This is a genomic window from Flavimaribacter sediminis, assembly GCF_019492055.1.
GTDB lineage: Bacteria > Pseudomonadota > Alphaproteobacteria > Rhizobiales > Rhizobiaceae > Flavimaribacter > Flavimaribacter sediminis.
The window spans coordinates 1,389,959-1,408,329 of sequence record NZ_JAICBX010000002.1; the positions used below are offsets into that span (position 1 = coordinate 1,389,959).

Annotated in this window: 18 protein-coding genes and 2 pseudogenes; 10 read left to right on the forward strand and 10 right to left on the reverse strand. The window is 59.2% G+C overall.

Annotated features, from left to right (window positions below; translation table 11 throughout):
• Window positions 1–22 precede the first annotated feature (22 nt).
• From K1W69_RS14750 to K1W69_RS14765, 4 genes and pseudogenes are all read left to right on the forward strand, one after another.
• On the forward strand, window positions 23–388 hold the full coding sequence (locus K1W69_RS14750; protein WP_220229074.1) for a YciI family protein: 366 nt from the start codon (window positions 23–25) through the stop codon (window positions 386–388).
• A gap of 26 nt (window positions 389–414) precedes the next feature.
• Entirely contained in the window at window positions 415–1,278 is an 864-nt protein-coding gene (locus tag K1W69_RS14755; RefSeq protein ID WP_220229075.1) for an NAD(P)-dependent oxidoreductase, read from the forward strand.
• Window positions 1,279–1,296: 18 nt separating this feature from the next.
• The gene (locus tag K1W69_RS14760) at window positions 1,297–2,184 is read left to right on the forward strand and encodes a VOC family protein (RefSeq protein WP_220229076.1); all 888 of its coding nucleotides are present in this window, start codon (window positions 1,297–1,299) and stop codon (window positions 2,182–2,184) included.
• A gap of 156 nt (window positions 2,185–2,340) precedes the next feature.
• Window positions 2,341–2,514: pseudogene (locus K1W69_RS14765) on the forward strand (IS6 family transposase); the annotation flags it as partial.
• 261 nt (window positions 2,515–2,775) lie between these two features.
• On the opposite strand, the gene K1W69_RS14770 reads toward K1W69_RS14765, so the two are convergent.
• The 7 genes from K1W69_RS14770 to K1W69_RS14800 all read right to left on the reverse strand — a co-directional run bounded on the left by K1W69_RS14770 (window position 2,776) and on the right by K1W69_RS14800 (window position 10,854).
• Entirely contained in the window at window positions 2,776–3,291 is a 516-nt protein-coding gene (locus K1W69_RS14770) for a MarR family winged helix-turn-helix transcriptional regulator (protein WP_220229077.1), read from the reverse strand.
• Between the two features lie 74 nt (window positions 3,292–3,365).
• A complete protein-coding gene (locus K1W69_RS14775) occupies window positions 3,366–5,054 on the reverse strand; it encodes an ABC transporter permease (RefSeq protein WP_220229078.1) in 1,689 nt (562 codons plus the stop codon).
• Between the two features lie 32 nt (window positions 5,055–5,086).
• Complete coding sequence (locus tag K1W69_RS14780; protein WP_220229079.1) at window positions 5,087–6,100, reverse strand: ABC transporter substrate-binding protein; 1,014 nt, start codon at window positions 6,098–6,100, stop codon at window positions 5,087–5,089.
• A 71-nt stretch (window positions 6,101–6,171) separates the two neighbouring features.
• A complete protein-coding gene (locus K1W69_RS14785) occupies window positions 6,172–7,320 on the reverse strand; it encodes an ABC transporter ATP-binding protein (RefSeq protein ID WP_220229080.1) in 1,149 nt (382 codons plus the stop codon).
• A 4-nt stretch (window positions 7,321–7,324) separates the two neighbouring features.
• Complete coding sequence (locus K1W69_RS14790; protein WP_220229081.1) at window positions 7,325–8,311, reverse strand: fumarylacetoacetate hydrolase family protein; 987 nt, start codon at window positions 8,309–8,311, stop codon at window positions 7,325–7,327.
• Window positions 8,312–8,329: 18 nt separating this feature from the next.
• Window positions 8,330–9,319 carry a VOC family protein gene (locus K1W69_RS14795; RefSeq protein ID WP_220229082.1) on the reverse strand — a complete coding sequence of 330 codons (990 nt, stop codon included), beginning with the start codon at window positions 9,317–9,319 and terminating at the stop codon, window positions 8,330–8,332.
• A gap of 2 nt (window positions 9,320–9,321) precedes the next feature.
• Entirely contained in the window at window positions 9,322–10,854 is a 1,533-nt protein-coding gene (locus K1W69_RS14800; protein WP_220229083.1) for an FAD-dependent monooxygenase, read from the reverse strand.
• 148 nt (window positions 10,855–11,002) lie between these two features.
• On the opposite strand from K1W69_RS14800, the gene K1W69_RS14805 reads away from it, so the two are divergent.
• From K1W69_RS14805 to K1W69_RS14820, 4 genes and pseudogenes are all read left to right on the forward strand, one after another.
• A complete protein-coding gene (locus K1W69_RS14805) occupies window positions 11,003–11,929 on the forward strand; it encodes an alpha/beta hydrolase (protein WP_220229084.1) in 927 nt (308 codons plus the stop codon).
• Entirely contained in the window at window positions 11,926–13,041 is a 1,116-nt protein-coding gene (locus tag K1W69_RS14810; RefSeq protein WP_220229085.1) for a serine hydrolase domain-containing protein, read from the forward strand. Before K1W69_RS14805 ends, K1W69_RS14810 begins: the two co-directional genes overlap by 4 nt.
• A 195-nt stretch (window positions 13,042–13,236) precedes the next feature.
• Window positions 13,237–13,455 (forward strand): annotated as a pseudogene (locus K1W69_RS27490) (transposase); the annotation flags it as partial.
• A 29-nt stretch (window positions 13,456–13,484) separates the two neighbouring features.
• Complete coding sequence (locus K1W69_RS14820) at window positions 13,485–13,976, forward strand: IS6 family transposase (RefSeq protein ID WP_220229369.1); 492 nt, start codon at window positions 13,485–13,487, stop codon at window positions 13,974–13,976.
• Window positions 13,977–14,017: 41 nt separating this feature from the next.
• Here the strand turns inward: K1W69_RS14820 and K1W69_RS14825 are convergent, their stop codons facing one another.
• Window positions 14,018–14,989 (reverse strand): AraC-like ligand-binding domain-containing protein, encoded by a 972-nt coding sequence (locus tag K1W69_RS14825; protein WP_220229087.1) that lies wholly within the window; start codon window positions 14,987–14,989, stop codon window positions 14,018–14,020.
• Window positions 14,990–15,163: 174 nt separating this feature from the next.
• Here K1W69_RS14825 and K1W69_RS14830 point away from each other — a divergent pair, with 174 nt between their 5' ends.
• Window positions 15,164–16,189 (forward strand): NAD(P)H-dependent flavin oxidoreductase, encoded by a 1,026-nt coding sequence (locus K1W69_RS14830; protein WP_258571046.1) that lies wholly within the window; start codon window positions 15,164–15,166, stop codon window positions 16,187–16,189.
• A 70-nt stretch (window positions 16,190–16,259) separates the two neighbouring features.
• Here the strand turns inward: K1W69_RS14830 and K1W69_RS14835 are convergent, their stop codons facing one another.
• The gene (locus K1W69_RS14835; RefSeq protein WP_220229371.1) at window positions 16,260–16,664 is read right to left on the reverse strand and encodes a thiamine pyrophosphate-dependent enzyme; all 405 of its coding nucleotides are present in this window, start codon (window positions 16,662–16,664) and stop codon (window positions 16,260–16,262) included.
• Between the two features lie 53 nt (window positions 16,665–16,717).
• A complete protein-coding gene (locus K1W69_RS14840) occupies window positions 16,718–17,602 on the reverse strand; it encodes a D-alanyl-D-alanine carboxypeptidase family protein (RefSeq protein ID WP_220229088.1) in 885 nt (294 codons plus the stop codon).
• A 378-nt stretch (window positions 17,603–17,980) separates the two neighbouring features.
• Here K1W69_RS14840 and K1W69_RS14845 point away from each other — a divergent pair, with 378 nt between their 5' ends.
• Entirely contained in the window at window positions 17,981–18,202 is a 222-nt protein-coding gene (locus tag K1W69_RS14845; RefSeq protein ID WP_220229089.1) for a hypothetical protein, read from the forward strand.
• Window positions 18,203–18,371 lie beyond the last annotated feature (169 nt).

Consider the following 18,371-nt stretch of genomic DNA (forward strand, 5'->3'; position numbering starts at 1 on the left):
GCATGAACAGGGAGGGTAGATCATGAGTCAGATGCCGGAAAAGGCGGCCGCGCTCGTCTCGAAGATGCTGCAACTCAATCTCTATGTCGTTTTCTGGCATGGCAAGGATCAGGATCTGATGCCGCTCCTGGCCGATCATCTCGAATATCTGGTCGAGCTGGAAAAGCAGGGCAAGGTCTTCGCATCCGGGCCGATGGGCGCGCCTGAAAAACGCAACGGAATGACCATTCTGCGCGCCGCCGACGAAGCCGAAGCGCGCCGGCTGGCGGAGAACGATCCTTTCGCCAAAAACGGAATCCGCGATTTCACCATCGAGCCGTGGACGGTGATGGAAGGTACGTTCACGGTCGAGATGCACTTTTCCGACGGAACTGCGAAATTCAGCTGACGGGAAAAGCACGAAGGGAGGAGGACATGACGACAATCGGTTTTCTCGGGCTTGGCAAGATCGGCATGCCGGTCAGCAAGCATCTGATCGAGGCCGGCCACGAAGTCGTGGGCTACAAGCGTAGCGGTATCGAGGCGTTTACCGGGATTGGCGGCAAGGCGGCGGCATCGCCCGCAGAAGTGGGTTCGGCGGCCGATATCGTCTTCCTCTGTCTGCCCGACAGCGATGCACTGGAGGCAGTCGTCAACGGATCTGATGGTCTCATGGGCGTTGCCCGCGAGGGGCAGATTCTTATCGGCCTTGGCTCCAATCCGGTTCCCGTCAAGCAGCGTCATGCCGATGCATTCGCCAGTAAGGGCGCGGTGTTTCTCGACGGGGAAGTCAGTGGCACGCCGGTCATGGTCGAGAACAAGGCAGCGGCGATCTATCTGGCCGGCGATGAATCCTCCGCCGAGAAAATCCGACCGATTGTCGAGACCTTCACCCAGAACTGCATGTTCCTGGGCGCCTTCGGTTCGGCCACCAAAATCAAGCTTCTGAACAATCTGCTGGTCGCACTCAACATTGCCGGCGCGGCCCAGGTGATCGCCATCGGCACGCATGGCGGCATCGATCCCGAAAAGTTGATCCCCGCCGTGGTGAAGGGCAGCGGAACATCCGGCCAGTTCGCCATTCGCGCGCCGATGATGGTGGAACGCAAGTTCACGCCGATGCTGGGATCGGCCAAGGCGCTTGCCTATTACGTCGGCGAGATACGGCAGATGGCCGTGGATGCGGGCGTTTCCACCCGCCTGATCGACGAGATGATCGATCTCTACGAGAAGGCCGTCCCGATAATCGGCGACCGCGATGTCGCGGCGCTGCTTGAATACTTCGAAAAACCCGAATGAAGACCAAGGAGTAAATCAATGGGTGCCATCAGCAAAATCTCGCATGCGAGCTATGAGACGCCTGATCTCGACGCGCTGAGCGAATATTATACGGATATCATCGGCTTGACGGTCACAGATCGCGAACAGGATACGGTCTACCTGTCGAGTTCGATCGACCATCATTGCGTCGTTCTGCGCAAGGGCGGCGAAGCGGCGTGCACGAGACTCGGCTTCCAGATCGGCAAGGATGACGATCTCGATGCCTTCGAAAAACACGTGAAGGGCTTCGGCATCGAGACCGAGCGCAAGCGTGATCCCGAGCCATCCATCTCCGACATGCTGGTCTTCAAGGACTTCAAGGGGACGCAGATGGAGGTGTTCAAGACACCCGAGCCGGCCAATGTGCCATTCTCGGAAAAGGGGATCATTCCGCACAAGCTCGGCCATGTCGCCTTCCACGTGAAGGACGTCAAGGAAGCGGCGAAATTCTATTGCGACGTGATGGGTTTCAAGGATTCAGACTGGATGGGAGATTTCTTCGCCTTCCTGCGCTGCGGACCCGACCATCACACCATCAATTTCATCGGCACCGGCGTAGAAAAGCATCACCACTCGGCCTTCGAATTGCATGACTGGGCGCACATCGAATCGTCCTGCGATTTTCTGAGCCGCAAGGGCTATCCGTTGATCTGGGGCCCCGGCCGGCACGGCATCGGCCACAATCTGTTCACCTACCATGCCGCGCCGAATGGGCTGACGATCGAGCTCTTCGCCGAACTCGACCAGGTCAATGAGGATCTCGGTTATTTCGAGCCGCGGCCCTGGCACCGTGAGAACCCGCAAAAGCCTAAAGTTTGGCCCAAGGGTCCGGAATCAGCCAATCTGTGGGGCATCGCCCCGCCGGACGATTTCATGGCCCCCTGACCGGGCAGGCCACGGTGCGAGGCTGTTATTCGGCCTCGCACTGTGGCCACCAACATTTTGGCTGGAGCCCAATGGTGTGACTGAGCGATCCTGCTAACGCCGGTGCCAGCCATAGGGTCAGAAGGCGTGCAAGCCGTACATCGGGTAAATCATGCTCATCGATGCATCAAGCGCCGGGTCCGCTCTATGCTCGGCTTCAAGTCGATGGCAAGCGCCCGGGTCATACTCGACGGCATCGAAATGGTCCACATGATGCGAAAGCGATAGGCGAGGTTTGTCTATAATCCTCGTCCTTCAATCGCTGATCAATTCGAAATCCCGGCCGCTTGATAGACAGCAATGACGCGTCCCATCGTGACCAAAAATTGCGGTTTGCGACAGAGCAGACCATAAGCCACTAGCTCTCCACCAAACCGATGCAAGTCCACACCAACACTTGATCGATAAATGTGACCCGAGCCAAATATCCCATCTGAACATCAGGCCGGTGTTGGATACTTTGACAAACTCGATAGTCGAACTGTGAGTTTGCTCCCCGGGTTTTGGCCAGCAATTGGATCTATTCCAGTCCGATCCTGATAAAGTCGTCAGTCAATCCATGCTTTTATAAAGGCTTGCTTTGTGAGACAGTCTTTCGAGCAAGCCGGACAACGTCTTGAGCTCCTGCAAAGTAAACTCCGACATCATGCTCTTGATAAACTCCCGGTGCTCGCCTGAAACAGCCTGACACAAAGCCTTGCCCTTTTCAGTGATGGTCACCAGCGTGACCCGCCGGTCGCTTTCGTCCGTGCGTCTTTCAACCAGCCCGTCCTCGCTCATGCGGCTGACCAGCTTCGTGATATTGCCTGCTTCGCAAAAGTGCTTTTCGCTCAGATAGTTGAGCGGCTGGGAAGCGCCATCTTCCAGGACTCTCAGGATCGTATAGCGCGCAACAGAAAGCTTGTGTTTTCGCAAATGTTCGTCCGCCGATTTCATAACTGTATTGGACGAAAATGTCAGATAAACGAAGGTAAGAATGGCGTCGTCATTGCGAGACAGTTTTCGCGCAAGTTGCGTATCCAGTCGATGGACGCGCTTTCGTCGCGCGGGTCGCTTTGCATTGGTCATTTGAAATCCGTTTACGCAGACTAATATCGGAGGGTATCAGGCATCGACGCCGGCAATGCAAGGTGGGAGAACAATCAAGCTCCCGCCACCCTGTTGCGCAACCTTGCCGCAAGGCCTGCGAGCGCCGTCAGCAACAATATACACAAGGCGAACGACCCGATGAACAATACGAAGATCGCAGCCGCTTCCGATGTCTGGCCATTGGCGAACAAGCTGTACGAATAGGTCGCAATGGTCTGGCTGCGGCTTGACTGCAAAAGCATGGGCACGTCCAGCGTTCCCGCCATCCATAATGAAATCAACAACCAGGCTCCCAGAAGCGCCGGTGCGCAAAGTCGCGCCACGATTCCGAATGTCGCGGAAAATGCGCCAGCGCCAGAAACGCGCGCCGCGCTTTCAAGGTCAGGAGAGACCTGTGCAACCATCGATTCGGCAGCCCGCACTGCGATTGGAATGCCGCCGACGACCAGCGCCAACGCCATCAGAACGGGACTGCCAAAGAGCTTGCGAATACCGGGCGTCTGGATAAAGGTGGCCAAAAGGGCGACGGACAGAACGATACCCGGCGTGGTCGCCGGAACCCATGAACCCAGGCGCGCGACCGAACTCACCAATGTGCGCTGATAGCGCGACATCGCGTAGGCCATCAGGAATCCGGATATCACCGTGACTGGCGCCGCAATGAACACGATAAGCAAAGTCGTGCGCAGCGCCGTTACTCCGACGCGATCCGTCAGTACGGTTACAAAATTGCCGAGCGTCCATGCGCCGTAAAGACCGAAAAATGGCTGGAACGCCCCGATCACGAACTGGACGATCGGCGCCGCAATCGCCAGCAGGCAGTAAAGCCCGATCGACGCCGAGACGAGCCAGCCCAGACTGCGTGGCGGGCGCGTCGGGCCATTTTGCGCCCTCCCCCCCAGGCTGGCGAAGTCCTTTCCATGCAGCATAAAAATCTGCAAACATACGAGAACAGCCACAAACAGCGTCATCAGAACGGCTGTCGACGAGGCTGCAGCCCAATCAGGACGCACGTTGATGATCAGATAATCGTTCACCAGCAGTGACAAGGGCTGGATGCCGACGGGCACTCCCAGCACGGCGGGAATATCGAAGGTCTGCATGCCGAACACCAGCATCAGTATACCGACCGCCAGATAGGCCGGAGCCAGAGACGGCAGAGTGACGGTCATGAATGCGACAAAGCGGGAACTGCCGAAAACGACTGCGGCGTCTTCCTGGCTGCGGTCCGACGCGGAGATCGGACCGATCAGAAACAGATAGGCAAAACCGGTGACCTTGAAGATCGAGACGACGACAAGACCGGGCCAGCTCACCGCGTTCAGCACCTGCCCGACGCTTCCAAGGCCTATCGATGTCAGTATTTTCGCCAGCACGCCGGCGTTGGCGTTTGCGAGCATCGACCAGCTCATGGCGTAAAACAGCCCGGGCGTGGCAGTTATGATCACCATGGATGGAGTGATCCAGCCGCGAAGAGGCACATCCATGCGCGTGGCGATCACCGCGAAATAGGACCCCAAAGCCAGGCTGCCAAGTGCTGTCAATGACGACAGCACAAGGGAGGTCAGAAAGGCATTGTAAAAAGCGCGGTCCGAAAGAACCTTGCCAAATCCGTCCAACAAGTATGGTCCCGACGCCGTATAGGGAGAACCCGTCAATGCCGCCAGGCCAAGCATCAGCAGGGGGAAGACCAGAAAATAGACGATCAGCGCTATTGCCAGCCATTTTACGAAGCCGCTCATCGACATGTGTTCCCCCTGCTGGGAATCCCGGCCTAGTTGGCGCCGAGGCGCGCCGCGCGACTTTTCCAGTCCGACAGTGCGTCGGAAAGATCCTGACCCGTAACAGCCAAAACCTCTGTCAGGCCTTCCTGCTTGGGGGCGCCGTCAACCGTGCTGATCTGCCCAAGAGAGTTCTGAAGAGCGACCCCCTGATCGGAAATCAGCCAGGACGAAAACAAACGTCCCGCGTCGGCGTGCGGGGCGCCTGCAACGATTCCTGCGGAAAGCGGCATGGCCGGATTGCCGTCCTCCATAAACCAGAAATCAACCGGGGCGCCTTGCGCCGCCAATACCCGATAGAGCGCATAGGGCAGGAAAGGAGCGACCGGATATTGTCCGGTTGCCATAGATTGCATCATTGCGGATGTGCTGGCGGCGGTGGAAGGGTTTTGCGCTGCAAACCCGTCAACCCAGGCGTCGTCTATCCGGCCTTCGGCAAAAAGGGTAGCCATCGAGACCGTTGACGTCGATGGCGTCGCGGGGTTGTTGATGACCATCTTGCCCGCAAATTCGGGGGAATTCAGATCGCTCCAGCTATGCGGCCCGTCCTTGTCGACGACGGTCGTGTTGACCACAACGCCCACCGGCCCGAGCGCCCACACGATCCATCCATTGTCGGCGCCGACATAGGCTTCACCCAGAGACTCGACCCCCAGGGGTTCGAATGCCTGCAGCCAGCCGTCCTCGGCGAGAACCGGAAAGTCCAGATCACCGGAAATAATAAAGTCGGCGTTCATCGCGCCTGTTGCCTTCTCGGCCTCGAGCCGGGCGAACAGAGCCGGCCCCGACAGTTCCGTGGTGGTGACGGTAATGTCCGGATAGGCCTCTGTGAACTTGTCTATCAGCGGCTGGAACGCGCGTACTGCCGGCAAGTACACATTGATCTCGGTCTGCCCGGCGTCCACAGCCTGCTGATGCAGCGATTCCAGGCTGTCCTGCGCATGCGCCGTGGCAAGCGGCACCAGCGCAACCGCGAATGTTAGCGTGATTTTACTGAGAAAATTCATTGGTCTCTCCCTTTAATTGACCCGTATGTGTCCTCTGGCCGGCGGGCCTGCCAAGCCAGAAGCTCCCGCGTTTACCTGCGAAGAACCGGAGCTGTTGTCGACATCGTCACCCAGATCGTCTGGCCTGGCTCCATTGTTGCGTCGTCTTCTGCGAGTTCGCGAATGACCAAGCGATCATCGCCGATCGCCACGCGCCGCTCTCGCCACCGCCCAAGGGCGGTGGTCGCCTCCAGGACGCCGCGGACGCCGGAAATATCGCCTGATTCCGGGGCGCCCGTCGAAACGCCAAGCTCATGGCTGCGGCTTCCGATCACGACCGCTTTTCCTGCCGGCATATGTTCGCCGGCATGGTCCAGCGCCAGCTTCTGGCCGTCGGAAAGCACCAGTTCGATCCGGCCTTTGGCGCTTTCAAGCACCGTCGCAGACAGGAAGTTTCCGTAACCGACGAAGCTCGCAACCTGTTGATCTGCTGGCCGGTCGAGAATATCGGACGGGCTTCCGACCTGGACGATCCCGCCATCTCGCACAACTGCCACCAAATCCGCCAGCATCGCGGCCTCCTCCTGATCATGCGTGACCAGGATGGTTGTGATGCCTTCGCGGTCGTGGATCATGCGCAACTCCCTGCGGAGTTGATCGCGGAGGCTTGCGTCGAGATTGGATAGCGGCTCATCCAGGAGCAGAACGCGGGGACGGGCCGCGATGGCGCGTGCGATGGCGACGCGCTGCTGCTGGCCGCCCGAAAGCTGCGACGGGCGGCGATCAAGCAATGCCGGCAAGCCGACTGATGCAATCGCGGACGCCACGCGCGCCGGCCATTCGCTGCGCGGAACACCCTGTTTTCGCAAGGGATAGGCGATATTCTGCTCGACCGTCATATGCGGCCATAGTGCGTAGCTCTGGAACACCATTCCCAGCCTGCGCTTGTTGCTGGGCACATCGATGCGTTTGGCGGTATCGACAACCGTTTCGTTCCCGATACGGATCACGCCGTCGCTGGGGTGTTCGAGCCCGGCGACAATGCGCAGCAATGTCGTCTTTCCACACCCGCTCGGTCCCAAAAGCGCGACGAAACTGCCAGGCTCGATTTCCAGAGAAACATCCTCAAGGACGGACAGGGAGCCGAAGTTCTTCGTGACGCCGCAGATCGAAATACCGGAGACCCCCGACGATGGCGGCGATGTGCGCTGATGATCCAAAGGAGACTGGAGTTCGGTCAAGTGATCATTTCCGGGAAGCTACGACGCGCTGTTCTATCGCGCCGAATATCGACGTTCCGCGCGCATCAAACATTTCGATACGAATGGCGTCTCCAGCCTGCATGAATGCGGTCTTGATCTCGCCCTCGTCAAGCAACTCGATCATGCGGCGCTCCTGAAGACATGAGGAGCCGACTGACCGGTAGTCCTCATTGGACACCGTTCCCGAACCGACGATTGTCCCGGCGGCGAGAGACCGGGTCATGGCGGCGTGAGCGATCAACTGGGAGAAGTCGAAGCTTAAATCGGTTCCGGCGTCGGGGCGCCCGAACTCTTCCCCGTTGAAGGTGGAGACGAGTGGCAGGGACACCTTCCCGCCATCCCATGCGGATCCGAGTTCATTGGGCGTCACGCAGACCGGAGAAAAGGCTGAAGCCGGCTTGGACTGAAAGAAGCCAAACCCCTTTTGCAGTTCCGGTTTCATGACATTGCGCAGCGAAATGTCGTTGCACAGCATAATCAGCTTGATGTGCCCCCTTGCTTGGTCCGCAGTCACCCCCGCAGGAACATCGTCAGTGACGACAGCGATTTCGGCCTCGAAATCGAGGCCCCAGTCCGGATCGCCCAGGCTGATGCCATCCGTGGGCGCCAGAAAGGCGTCAGAACCGCCCTGGTACAGCAACGGATCCTTCGCGGCGTTTGCAGGCAACTCGGCCCCGCGGGCCTTGCGAACAAGGCGCATGTGGCTGAGATAGGCGCTGCCGTCCGCCCACTGATAGGCGCGTGGAAGGGGAGACGAGAACAGGGTGGCATCGAATGGCTCGCCAGCAACTTCACGGCCGTCGAGTTGCTTAGCCAATGCTTCCAGGCGCGGCGCGATATCCGTCCAGTTGTCGAGCGCCTGCTGCATGGTCGCAGCAATGCCTTTCGCTTCGACAAAGCGGTCCAGATCGCGTGACACGATCACCAAAGCGCCGTCCCGTCCGCCTGCCTTCAATGACCCCAGTTTCATAACGTCTCCTTCAGAATGCTAGCTTTTTGCCGCTTTTGATTTGCTCGACAAAGCCCCGTACAGCCATGGGCAATCGATGACCGGCGGCGCGCGCAATCCATTTTGCGCGGCCTCCAGGCGCATATCCCGCATGCGCTCGCGCGCATCGTCTGGCAGGTAGAGCCGCTCATGACCCCAGAAGCTGGGTCCGCAAGTGGTTTCGTGCGGGTTCCACGTGTCCGGATCGATGATCCGTCCGCCCCATCCGCTCTCGATGAAAAATCCGGACGGCGTGTGCGCGTAGTAGGACGTCATGTAGTCATTGGTATGGCGTCCCAACGTATAGGCGATGCACTCGGGATCCATCTGCGCAAGATCATAGCCTTGCCCGACGTCATCGAGGTTGTCGAACTCCACCATGAAGTGATGAAAGCCCGTCTGCCCCGATCCCACAAGCGCAAAGCTGTGATGACGTCCGTTGACATGGAAGAAATAGAGCGGATACGGGGTGAGCCCGTAGTCGGAAACGCGGAAATCAAGCAAGTCCCGATAAAAGCCGAGCATGCGGTCAGGATCGGTAACGTGCATCACCGCGTGACCCATGCCATACGGACCGGTCTTGAACCCCTGGATCGGTCGACCGGGCGCAAACGGATCGTCGGCCAGCATCGGCCCGTGGAAAAGTTCGACCCTGTTGCCATCGGGATCGTCGAAACCGACAAGCTTGCTGACGAATCGCTTGTCGGCAAGCCCGGGCGAACCCCAGTCCACCGCCACGCCCGCTGCATCGAGCCGGGCAGCGTACATTTCAATGTCTTCGGGGCTGTCGACCTCCCAGCCGATAAAGGCCAATGTCTCTCCAGGTTCATCGGTGACCAGCAAGCGCTGTTCGCGATTATCCATCCGAAAAGCCCGCGCCGAGCGACTGCGCTCAATGGATTGCATGCCAAGAATCTTGCTGGCGAACTCGGTCCAGTCTGTCAGGCAGTCTGACCGGATGCCGATATATCCCAACGCATTGATCGCCATACCTAACTCCTGCGAGCCACTGCGGTTCGGGAAGCGTCTTCGGGCAACAGCCACCCGTCGAGCATTTCGACGTCAAACGAACCCAGTCCTTCGGAAGAGGTCCATGCGACATGTCCGTCAGGCCGCAGGAATACGCAACCGAGTCCCGCAAGCGCAGGATGATCTGCGGGCCCGATCGTCCCGGCCAAGGCAATTTGCGGGTGTGGCGATGTCATGCGCGAAACGTCAGCGCCGGTAAGGTCGAGCAGCACGAATTGTCCTTGAGTGGAGAGATCGAGGGCCGTTTCGTACTCGCCCGCCACCGGGATCGGGGGCATGCGCAGTCCGCTGACTGCGGATTCTACGCCACTCGAAGCATAGCGCGCACTCAACCCGCTCAAATCCTCGCACAGCATGCGATTGACATCGGGAAGCGGCAACAGTTTGTCGCGGAAATAGGTCTTGAGCGCATTCGCCTCTTCATCGAAGCGGAATTGCAGCGCGGTTTGCTGACGAATCATATCCAGCATGCGATGGATTTCCGGCAGGCGTTCTTCCTCGAAACTGTCCAGAAGCGCAGCCGGGCTTTGCCCGGTTGCAACTTTCCCAAGCTTCCAGCCGAGATTGAACGCGTCCTGAATGCAGAATTGCATGCCGATGCCCGAAGCCGGGTAGTGTACGCGCACGGATTCGCCGACCAGAAAGGCCCAGCCCACTCGCAGGCGCTCGGCGCAATACGTCGCGTCGCCGAACTGCGTGATCTGGTGGATGGAGGTGATGCCGTAATCGGTTCCGTGCACCCGCCGCAACATCTCCAGCGCGGCATCTGCGTCGGGCGGCGTGGGTCGTCCGTCATCCATGGTTTTTTTATCGATAACCACGAAACGCGTCAGGCCCTTGCGCAGCGGATACGCCATGCCCCAACCTATGTCGTTGAAAAACGAATTCGTAGGATGATCGAAAGGCAGCTCGATATTCGCATCGACATTCACGGCAATACGCTGTGCTTCGTGACCTGGAAACGCCACGCCCAGGATATTTCGGACAGAACTCTGCCGGCCATCCGCGCCCACCACATAGCGTGCGCGCAGACTTCCCGACACGCCATCGCCATCGATAAAGTCCACCGTCACGCCATCGGCGTCCTGCGTCAGGCCGGTTACCTCATGTTGCAGCCTGACATCGCCGCCGATCTCGGCAAGGCATTCGCCAAGCACCTTCTCGGTCTCGATCTGCGGCATCATCACGACATAGGGGTACGGCGTGTCGAGCGCCGTATAGTTCAGCGGCTGCATCCCGCCCCAGACACCGAACCTTGATATCGGGTCACCTTGAATCTCGAACGCCCGGTCGAGCAGTCGCTGCGCCACGCCACGCGAACGGAAGATTTCCAGAACCCTGGGATAAAGCGTTCCTGCGCGCGACCAGGTGGGGCCGCTTCTCTTTTCAAGATTTACGACCCGGGCGCCGGCCAGCACTGCTTCGTAGGCGCATACCAAGCCTGACGGCCCGGCGCCCACAACAACGATGTCGGCGTCATACTGCTGACGGTTCATAGCGCCTCCTCCCATAATCTTGCTTCTTCGCAAGCTCCCGCTTCCCGTCATAGATTCCAACAATTGCTTTACCGGTCAAGCATTTTTTGGTAGCGCCTCATCAAAGCGCTATTTCTGCGCTCTGATGGCGCGCGCAAGGGAGGAAGACATGTTGAGCGACAATGATTTGGCCTTTTACGCGGCGGTTGGACCAAAAATGGCGGCCCTGCAAGCCAACCTGTTCCACGACACAACGATGGCGGAGAACGCGCAGCGCTACCGCGCCATGATCGAAAGCCTGGATGAATTCAAGCACTCGCCGGAGTCGCCGTCGGTCCATGCCCTGCACGAGGGCGTTCAGATCACGCCTGAAATCACTGCCGACATCGCCATCCCGCACGGCAAAGGCCCCTTCCCCGTTATCCTGCACGTACACGGCAATGCGTTCATCGGCGGCGATCCCGCCTCGTTCCGGCGCACGACCTTGGATTTCGCGCATGCCGGTTTTGTCACCGTGATGCCCGATTACCGGCTGGCGCCGGAGCATCCCTTCCCAGCCGCCTTTGACGACATGATCGCCGCCGCCGAATGGTTGGCGCAGGGCATTGGCGAGTACCGGGGTGATCCCGGCCGCATGCTCATCACCGGGAATTCATCCGGCGCAGGGCTGGCCTTTGCAGTCGTGCGGGCGTTGCGCGAATATACGGGCCACCATGCTTTCCGGGCCGTGGCCGGATTCGATGGCCATTACGATCGCGCCGCCGAACCGAAGAGCTGGCTTCAGAACGCTTATCTTGGCGCGCAGGTCGAGAAATTGCTGGCCGACCCCCGCGTCAGTCCGAATGTTGGCCTCGAGCGACACATGTTGCCCCCCTGCCTTTTGACGACGGGTGCCGGCGATTTCGCCTGCCCCAATACGTTGGACTTCGCCCAGACGCTCACCAAAACCGGGGTCCGGTACGAGTTGCATGTCTTTGAAGGCGCCAGGCACGACGCCATGCGTTATCCGCACCTCGACGTGTCGCGGCGGATACTCGACACCTTCTTCTCCTTCGCGCGCGAAGTCCTCAACACCCCTGCGGAGACGGAAAAATGAGCGGCAAATCCGTTTCACAATCCGCGCTGAAAGCTCTTTGCGATCGCGCTCAACGCGACATCGAAGTCGGACTCGAATGGGGCGGCGTGGAGGGCTGCTCCCTTGCGGTCGCCTACAGCGGCGAGATCCTACACGCCGAGGGCTTCGGCGCCGCGCGGGTCGACACCCCGATGCAAATCATGTCCCCCACCAAGACGATCCTCGATTCAGCTCTGTGGATTCTCATGCAGCGTGGACTTATCCGTCCCGAGGATTACGTCGGCGACCATGTGCCGGAGTTTGCAACGAACGGAAAGCAAGGCATCACGCTGGAAATGCTGCAAACCCACACTGCCGGGCTTGCATGGCAGCCCATTGACTTCCCGGACTGGGGAGACCGCGCCTATCGCCTCCAGAAATTCGCAGACTGGACGCCGGCCCGCGAACCCGGAATCGCCTATGAATACCATCCCGCCACGGCGAGTTGGGTATTGGCGGAGGTGATCGAGCGGGTATCCGGCGTCGACTATCGTAAATTCCTGCGTCGCGAAGTGCTTGAACCGCTCGGCATGGGAGACGTACACACCCTGAGCCTCGGCGAACCCGTCGACGCGCAAGCAGATTCGCTGCTGGCGAGCAACTACATGCAGGGATATGCGCCGGATCCGGCGCTGCGCCCGCCAATGCCCGGCGGTTTCGGAACCGTCGAGGGGCTGGCGATCGGCATGCCGGGCGCCGGCGCCGTCGGCACGAGCGCAGGCCTGGCCCTGCTCTATCAGGAGTTCCTGCACAATCGTTCGGGCCTGTGGGACGCCGGTGTGCTTGTGAACGCCCGTGAAGTCATTCGTCTGCAAAAGCCGGACAATTTCGGCCGGCCGATCTTGCGGACGCTGAGCTTCCTTCTGGCGGGAGACGCAAAAGAGCGCTATGGCGAGCGTGTATTCTTCGGCCAGCAGGTATCAGCGCGCGCGTTTGGCCATCAGGGCATGGGCGGACAGATTGCATGGGCCGACCCCGAAAGCGGCCTGAGCTTTGCGTATCTGACCAATTCCATCGTCTTCCCGCCGGGCGGATGCGACCATCCCCGGGCGCGCGAACTCTCGGCGCTCGCTTGCGCAGCGCTTGCGGCCTAGAGCGAACCTGCAATCGCGCTCTACAAAACGGATCGAGCGCAACGACAAAAGTCGCTCCACGCACCGTCTTGCATTTGGTGGAATGGAAAGACTCTGTGCATTCTTGCACATGTCCATTCGGGTCCTCCAAGCAAACTTGAAGTGTAGTAACTCCGGTCTCATTGCTCAGGTCCGAATGGGCAGCCTGTTGCACACTCACATCTAGTGGCGGGCATTCAGGATATCTCAGACCAGCCTTCTCGGACCCTCAACGATTTCGCAGCCCTTCTCGGTCCCAAGCCAAAAAAGAACGCGTCAGGAGGGACGGATCGACTGAGGCGCCCTTCCAACAAAGGCAACCGACATCTACGCAATAGGATTGCAGTTAGTGCTTACGGATCTGTCGCAAACTCTTCGCTAACCGGCGACCGATAATGCTCTCTCGATGTTTTCGGGAGCTTTCCCTGTTCAAAGGCCGCCATTTCGACCAGTCGGTCATCTTGCTGTGTGTACGCTGGCGCCTCGCCTACAATCTCAGCCTGCGTGATCTCGAAGAGATGATGGCCGAACGCGGTCTGAGCGTTGATCATACGACTGTGCACCGCTGGGTCGTACACTTTTCGCCGCAGTTGCTGGATTGTTTCCACCAACGCAAACGCGTCGTTACTGGCAAGTGGGATCTCGACGAGACTTGCATCAAGGTGCGCGGCCAATGGATGTATCTTTGCCGCGCCATCGACAGTGTAGGCGATACGGTCGAGTTCTTCTTCAGCGAACGTCGTGACCTGTCGGCTGCAAAGCGTTTCCTTCGAAAGGCGTTTGCACGCCATGGCCGCCCCGATCGCATCACCATCGACGGCATCGAAATGGTCCACATGATGCGAAAGCGACAGGCGAGGTTTGTCTATAATCCTCGTCCTTCAATCGCTGACCAATTCGAAATCCCGGCCGCTTGATAGACAGCAATGACGCGTCCCATCGTGACCAAAAATTACGGTCAGCGACAGAGCAGACTTCGGCGGTATTCGCGGGGAGCCAGTCCGTATTTTTTCCGGAACGCGCGGCCGAAGTGACTTTGGTCGCTGAAACCCCAGGCATAGGCGATCTCGGCGATGGACCTGCCGCAATGGTCCGGCGAAACGAGGGCCTCGCGGGATTTTTTCAGTCGTTCAGCCAAAAGCCAGTTGCCGAAACTCACTCCATCCTCGGCGAAGAGGTTGTGGAGAGTGCGGACCGATATGCCGAACCGCCTGGCAAGGATTCCGGGCTTGAGGTCGTGATCTCCCAGCCTCGCGCCGACGGAGGACTTTATGGCGAACAACAACGCCCGTTGTCTGATGCGACGGTCAGTGACAACGATAGCGCGGCGGGTAGCGGGCGCCTGGGCGAGAAGGCCCAGGAAACCCCTCATCAGGGCGTTCTCTTCTTCGATGCTACAGGCTCTTAACTCCTCAGCCAGACTGAAGACGTAACGGGAAAGCACGGCCCCCAGACCTCCAGCGCCCGAGACGAAAAGTCCAGGCAACAAGTTTTCTGCATCCTTGAGAGTTTCATTGGCGAGCGCGGTCGGGATCTCCAGCGACAATTGGTGGAAGTCGCCTCCGAACCCGAGTTCGTAGGGCCGAGAGGCGTCGACGATGGTGAAGTCACCGGGCGCCAGCACGGAATCCCGGCCTGACTGGCGCGTCAGACCCACGCCCCTCACCTGCAGATTGAGATAATAGCAGGACCGGGACGAACGGCCGATTTCCCGCGTTCCGCGTACGACGTGTTGGGCTTGCGCCCGGACGTGGGCGACGCCGACCGCGCCATAGCGGGTCGCTTCGACTTCCCCGAAGAAAGGCTTGTTCGTCCCCATCGCATCGCACCGTTGCGGATTGAGGTGCACGAAAGCATCGCAAACGACCTCACGCCAGTATCCGAACTGGTCGCTCGTCGCCTGTTCTTCCGTTCGCCAAATCTGCTGCACTTGGCCTCCAGAAAGGGACTGTTTGCTTCGGATCATAGTAAAGGCGCCTGCGCAGTCATCAACGACGCGTTTCAGATTTTGCGCCCTCGGTCGAAAGAAATGCACGTTCGTTCAAGAATTGACCCGGCGCAACCGCAAGAGTTGCGGACATATTAGCCGATAAAGGAGCCTTTCATGCCTGAAAATGTCCTTTCAACCCGATTTTCGCAAAGTTACGGCGTCGATCATCCTTTCGCCTGCGCCGGCATGGCTTTCGCCGGCATGACGCCGGATCTGTGCATCGCTGTCTGCCATGCCGGAGGCGTCGGAGCGCTCGGCGTCGGTCTGATGCCGCCCGAATTGTTGCGGCAGATGATTGTTGGCATCCGCGCCGCGGTCGGCGACAAGCCATTCAATATCAATTTTATCACCATCTTCGTTGAACAGGCCCATATCGATGTCTGCGCGGAAGAAAAGGCGCCTGTGGTCTCGTTTCACTGGGGCAATCCCGACAGGGCGTTCATCGACCAGCTGCATGCGGCGGGCTGCAAGGTCTGGGAGCAGGTGGGATCGGTCAAAGCGGCGATAGTGGCGGCCGACAGCGGCGTCGATGTTGTGATCGCCCAGGGATCGGAGGCTGGTGGCCACAATTATGGCGAATTGCCCACTTTCGCCCAGGTGCCGGCCATTGTCGACGCGGTTGGCGACCGGACAATGGTGTTGGCCTCGGGCGGCGTCGCCGACGGTCGCGGCGTGGCGGCGGCGCTCAGCCTCGGCGCTGATGGCGTCTGGGTCGGCACGCGCCTGGTCGCCAGCAACGAGGCGTTCTCGCACGAAGAGTACAAATCAAGGCTGGTGAACGCCGCCGGAACCGATACGGTCCGCACCGGCATTTTCGGGCCGGAAGTGAAAGCCTTCAATCCCATGCGGGTTCTGCGAAACCGCGTCGTCGCGGAATATGAGGGCCGCGAGAACGAGGCGCCTGACGACACCTCGGACCAGCCTCTGGTCGGTGAAACGCAGCTCGGCCCCGACGCCGTTCCGCTTCGCAAATTCACCAACTTCGTGCCGATGCCAGCCACGACAGGCGACTTTGACGAAATGCCGCTTTTGTCCGGTCAGGGCGTGGGCCTCGTCAAATCCGTCGAGCCGGCGGGAGAGATTATCGCCAAGATGATGGCGGACGCCGCATCCATACTGAAACGGCTGAATGGCGGTTGATGGGCGTAGTTGAGGCGGCTGCGTCTGGCGCCTTCGAGGCGCGCCGCCTGGGCGTTGACGCCGCGAGCTGTCAGTCGTTGCGTGCGGCCACTTCCTGCATGAAGCGATGGCGAATGACCGCCGGGTCAAGTTCAATGACACAGACCGGCGCATTGCCGGATTCGCATTTTGAAACGATAATCGTCATTTGCTCTGACAGGATCGCTTCACGCAGAACATTTGCGGTCTCTTCCGCCCTGTATTCAACCACGTTTTCGCAACCACAGGCCTTCGCCACCGCTGCAAGCGACGTCTTCCTGCCGGCGTATGTCGGCTGGTCGCCGGTCGAGCCATAGCTGCCATTGTCGATGATGAGCAGGATGAGATTGTCCGCCACGTTGTTGGCGATAGTCGGCAGCGTTCCGAGATTGGTCAGCACGGAACCGTCGCCGTTGAGTAGTTCGTCCGGGAAACGACCATAAAAACGGGTTGTCAGTGGAAATCAACAACGTCGACTCGTCGCACGTGTTAACTCTCCTTGGAATGGCCTCAGGAATAGGTCTCGATCAGCGCGGTCGCTTCGGCGTCCCGCGCCTGCTTGCTGGCGCCGCCGATCACGACGACGATAAGTTTGCGGCGCCCACGGCTCGCCGTCGCCACCAGATTGAAGCCGGAAGCCCGGATGTATCCGGTCTTCATGCCATCGACACCGGGGACCGTACCAAGCAGGTTGTTGGTCGCTTCGAACGTCCGTCCGTCGTAGGTGAACGTTTGTGCGCTAAAATAGGCTCCGTATTGTGGAAACCTTTGCTTCATAATTAGGGCCAGCTTCGCCATGTCGCGGGCGGTGGTGACGTTGGCGGCCCCCGGAAGGCCGCTGGCATTGGCGAACCGGGTCCCGGAAAGGCCGAGAGTGCGGGCCTGATCTGTCATGCGAACCGCGAAGGCTTCTTCTGAACCGGAGATCGCCTCGGCCACCACCACCGAGACATCATTGGCCGATTTCACCGCCAGCGCCCGAATCGACTGTTGCACGGTGATCGTCGTGCCGGCTTCAACTCCGATGCGAACCGGCGGCTGCGACGCCGCCTCGGCCGAGACGGGCAACCGCGTGTTGAGCGTCAGCCTGCGCGCCTTGATCTCGTCAAACAGGATATAGAGCGTCATCAGCTTGGTCAGCGATGCCGGATAGCGTGGTGCGTCGGCATCGACCGCATAGAGTTCCCTGCCGGTCGTGGCATCGACCACCAGTGCGGATTTGGCGCGAGCGACGGGCTGCTGGGGGGCATAGGCGACCGGTGTGACGGAAGGAGCCCCGAGCGGGATACCGAGCGATGCGGGAACCTCGCCGCTCCCCTGCGACTGGCAGCCGGAAACGACAATGGCCACGACGAGAAAGGTAACTGCGGTGATCATCCGGAACGGGCGGATCATGGGTACTCCACGCACTGTTATCGGTCGCATAATGAATTCACTTATTTCCTTTGTCGACGACTAATGCGATGGTTTGATACAGCCTGACGCCGTCCAGGTGTAGGAGCCTTGTTTTTGGCTTACAGACAAGTTGCGTTTCTTTCATTCGCCTTCTTTTGCCGGTCCTCCCCGGGAACCTGTCGAGCATCCAATGCATTGGATGCTTGCGATTTATCAGCTCTGAACATTTTTACGAATAGCTTCTGACTATGAGAGCCACCGTAGAATGTCTACCCCAGGACCGAATCCGCTCCTCGCCCTGCTCTATGGCTGAAAGGGGTTCATAGCAGATGACCACGTCGGTAGGATCATCGCTCGGGCAATGGGCCGCAAGCGCCAATGTTCGCTGATATCACCAAGGTCGAAATTGCGCGCGAAACCGCCCTTCCCAAATGGACCCCACCTTCGCCGTACAATCTGACCCGTATCATTCGGGCGGCAATTGCCTTTTCATGTACCGGCGTCTCGGCGAAGCAGTCGCTCGGTGGCAGATGGTTTTTGCACCACGTTGGAACTGTGGAGCACTACAAACCGTTTAAACAACGCAGTCTCGCTGAATGACTGATTAGTGCATCGGAAAATCATCTTACGCAAATCTCATTACCGACAGAGACAGAAGTATCCGAATGCATTGTGGTCTCTTGTCGCCTGGATAAATGTAAGCTTGCCGTTTCGAGCGGGCACAACACGTGGTTATTCCAAGAATGCAGATTGAGTGAAGGGAACCAAT

Excerpts from the sequence above, each read along its gene's own strand:
- K1W69_RS14750 (WP_220229074.1), top strand. The coding sequence starts at position 23 with ATGAGTCAGATGCCGGAAAAGGCGGCCGCGCTCGTCTCGAAGATGCTG.
- K1W69_RS14755 (WP_220229075.1), top strand. The coding sequence starts at position 415 with ATGACGACAATCGGTTTTCTCGGGCTTGGCAAGATCGGCATGCCGGTC.
- K1W69_RS14760 (WP_220229076.1), top strand. The coding sequence starts at position 1,297 with ATGGGTGCCATCAGCAAAATCTCGCATGCGAGCTATGAGACGCCTGAT.
- K1W69_RS14770 (WP_220229077.1), bottom strand. The coding sequence starts at position 3,291 with ATGACCAATGCAAAGCGACCCGCGCGACGAAAGCGCGTCCATCGACTG.
- K1W69_RS14775 (WP_220229078.1), bottom strand. The coding sequence starts at position 5,054 with ATGAGCGGCTTCGTAAAATGGCTGGCAATAGCGCTGATCGTCTATTTT.
- K1W69_RS14780 (WP_220229079.1), bottom strand. The coding sequence starts at position 6,100 with ATGAATTTTCTCAGTAAAATCACGCTAACATTCGCGGTTGCGCTGGTG.
- K1W69_RS14790 (WP_220229081.1), bottom strand. The coding sequence starts at position 8,311 with ATGAAACTGGGGTCATTGAAGGCAGGCGGACGGGACGGCGCTTTGGTG.
- K1W69_RS14795 (WP_220229082.1), bottom strand. The coding sequence starts at position 9,319 with ATGGCGATCAATGCGTTGGGATATATCGGCATCCGGTCAGACTGCCTG.
- K1W69_RS14800 (WP_220229083.1), bottom strand. The coding sequence starts at position 10,854 with ATGAACCGTCAGCAGTATGACGCCGACATCGTTGTTGTGGGCGCCGGG.
- K1W69_RS14805 (WP_220229084.1), top strand. The coding sequence starts at position 11,003 with ATGTTGAGCGACAATGATTTGGCCTTTTACGCGGCGGTTGGACCAAAA.
- K1W69_RS14810 (WP_220229085.1), top strand. The coding sequence starts at position 11,926 with ATGAGCGGCAAATCCGTTTCACAATCCGCGCTGAAAGCTCTTTGCGAT.
- K1W69_RS14830 (WP_258571046.1), top strand. The coding sequence starts at position 15,164 with ATGCCTGAAAATGTCCTTTCAACCCGATTTTCGCAAAGTTACGGCGTC.
- K1W69_RS14840 (WP_220229088.1), bottom strand. The coding sequence starts at position 17,602 with ATGATCCGCCCGTTCCGGATGATCACCGCAGTTACCTTTCTCGTCGTG.
- K1W69_RS14845 (WP_220229089.1), top strand. The coding sequence starts at position 17,981 with ATGTTCGCTGATATCACCAAGGTCGAAATTGCGCGCGAAACCGCCCTT.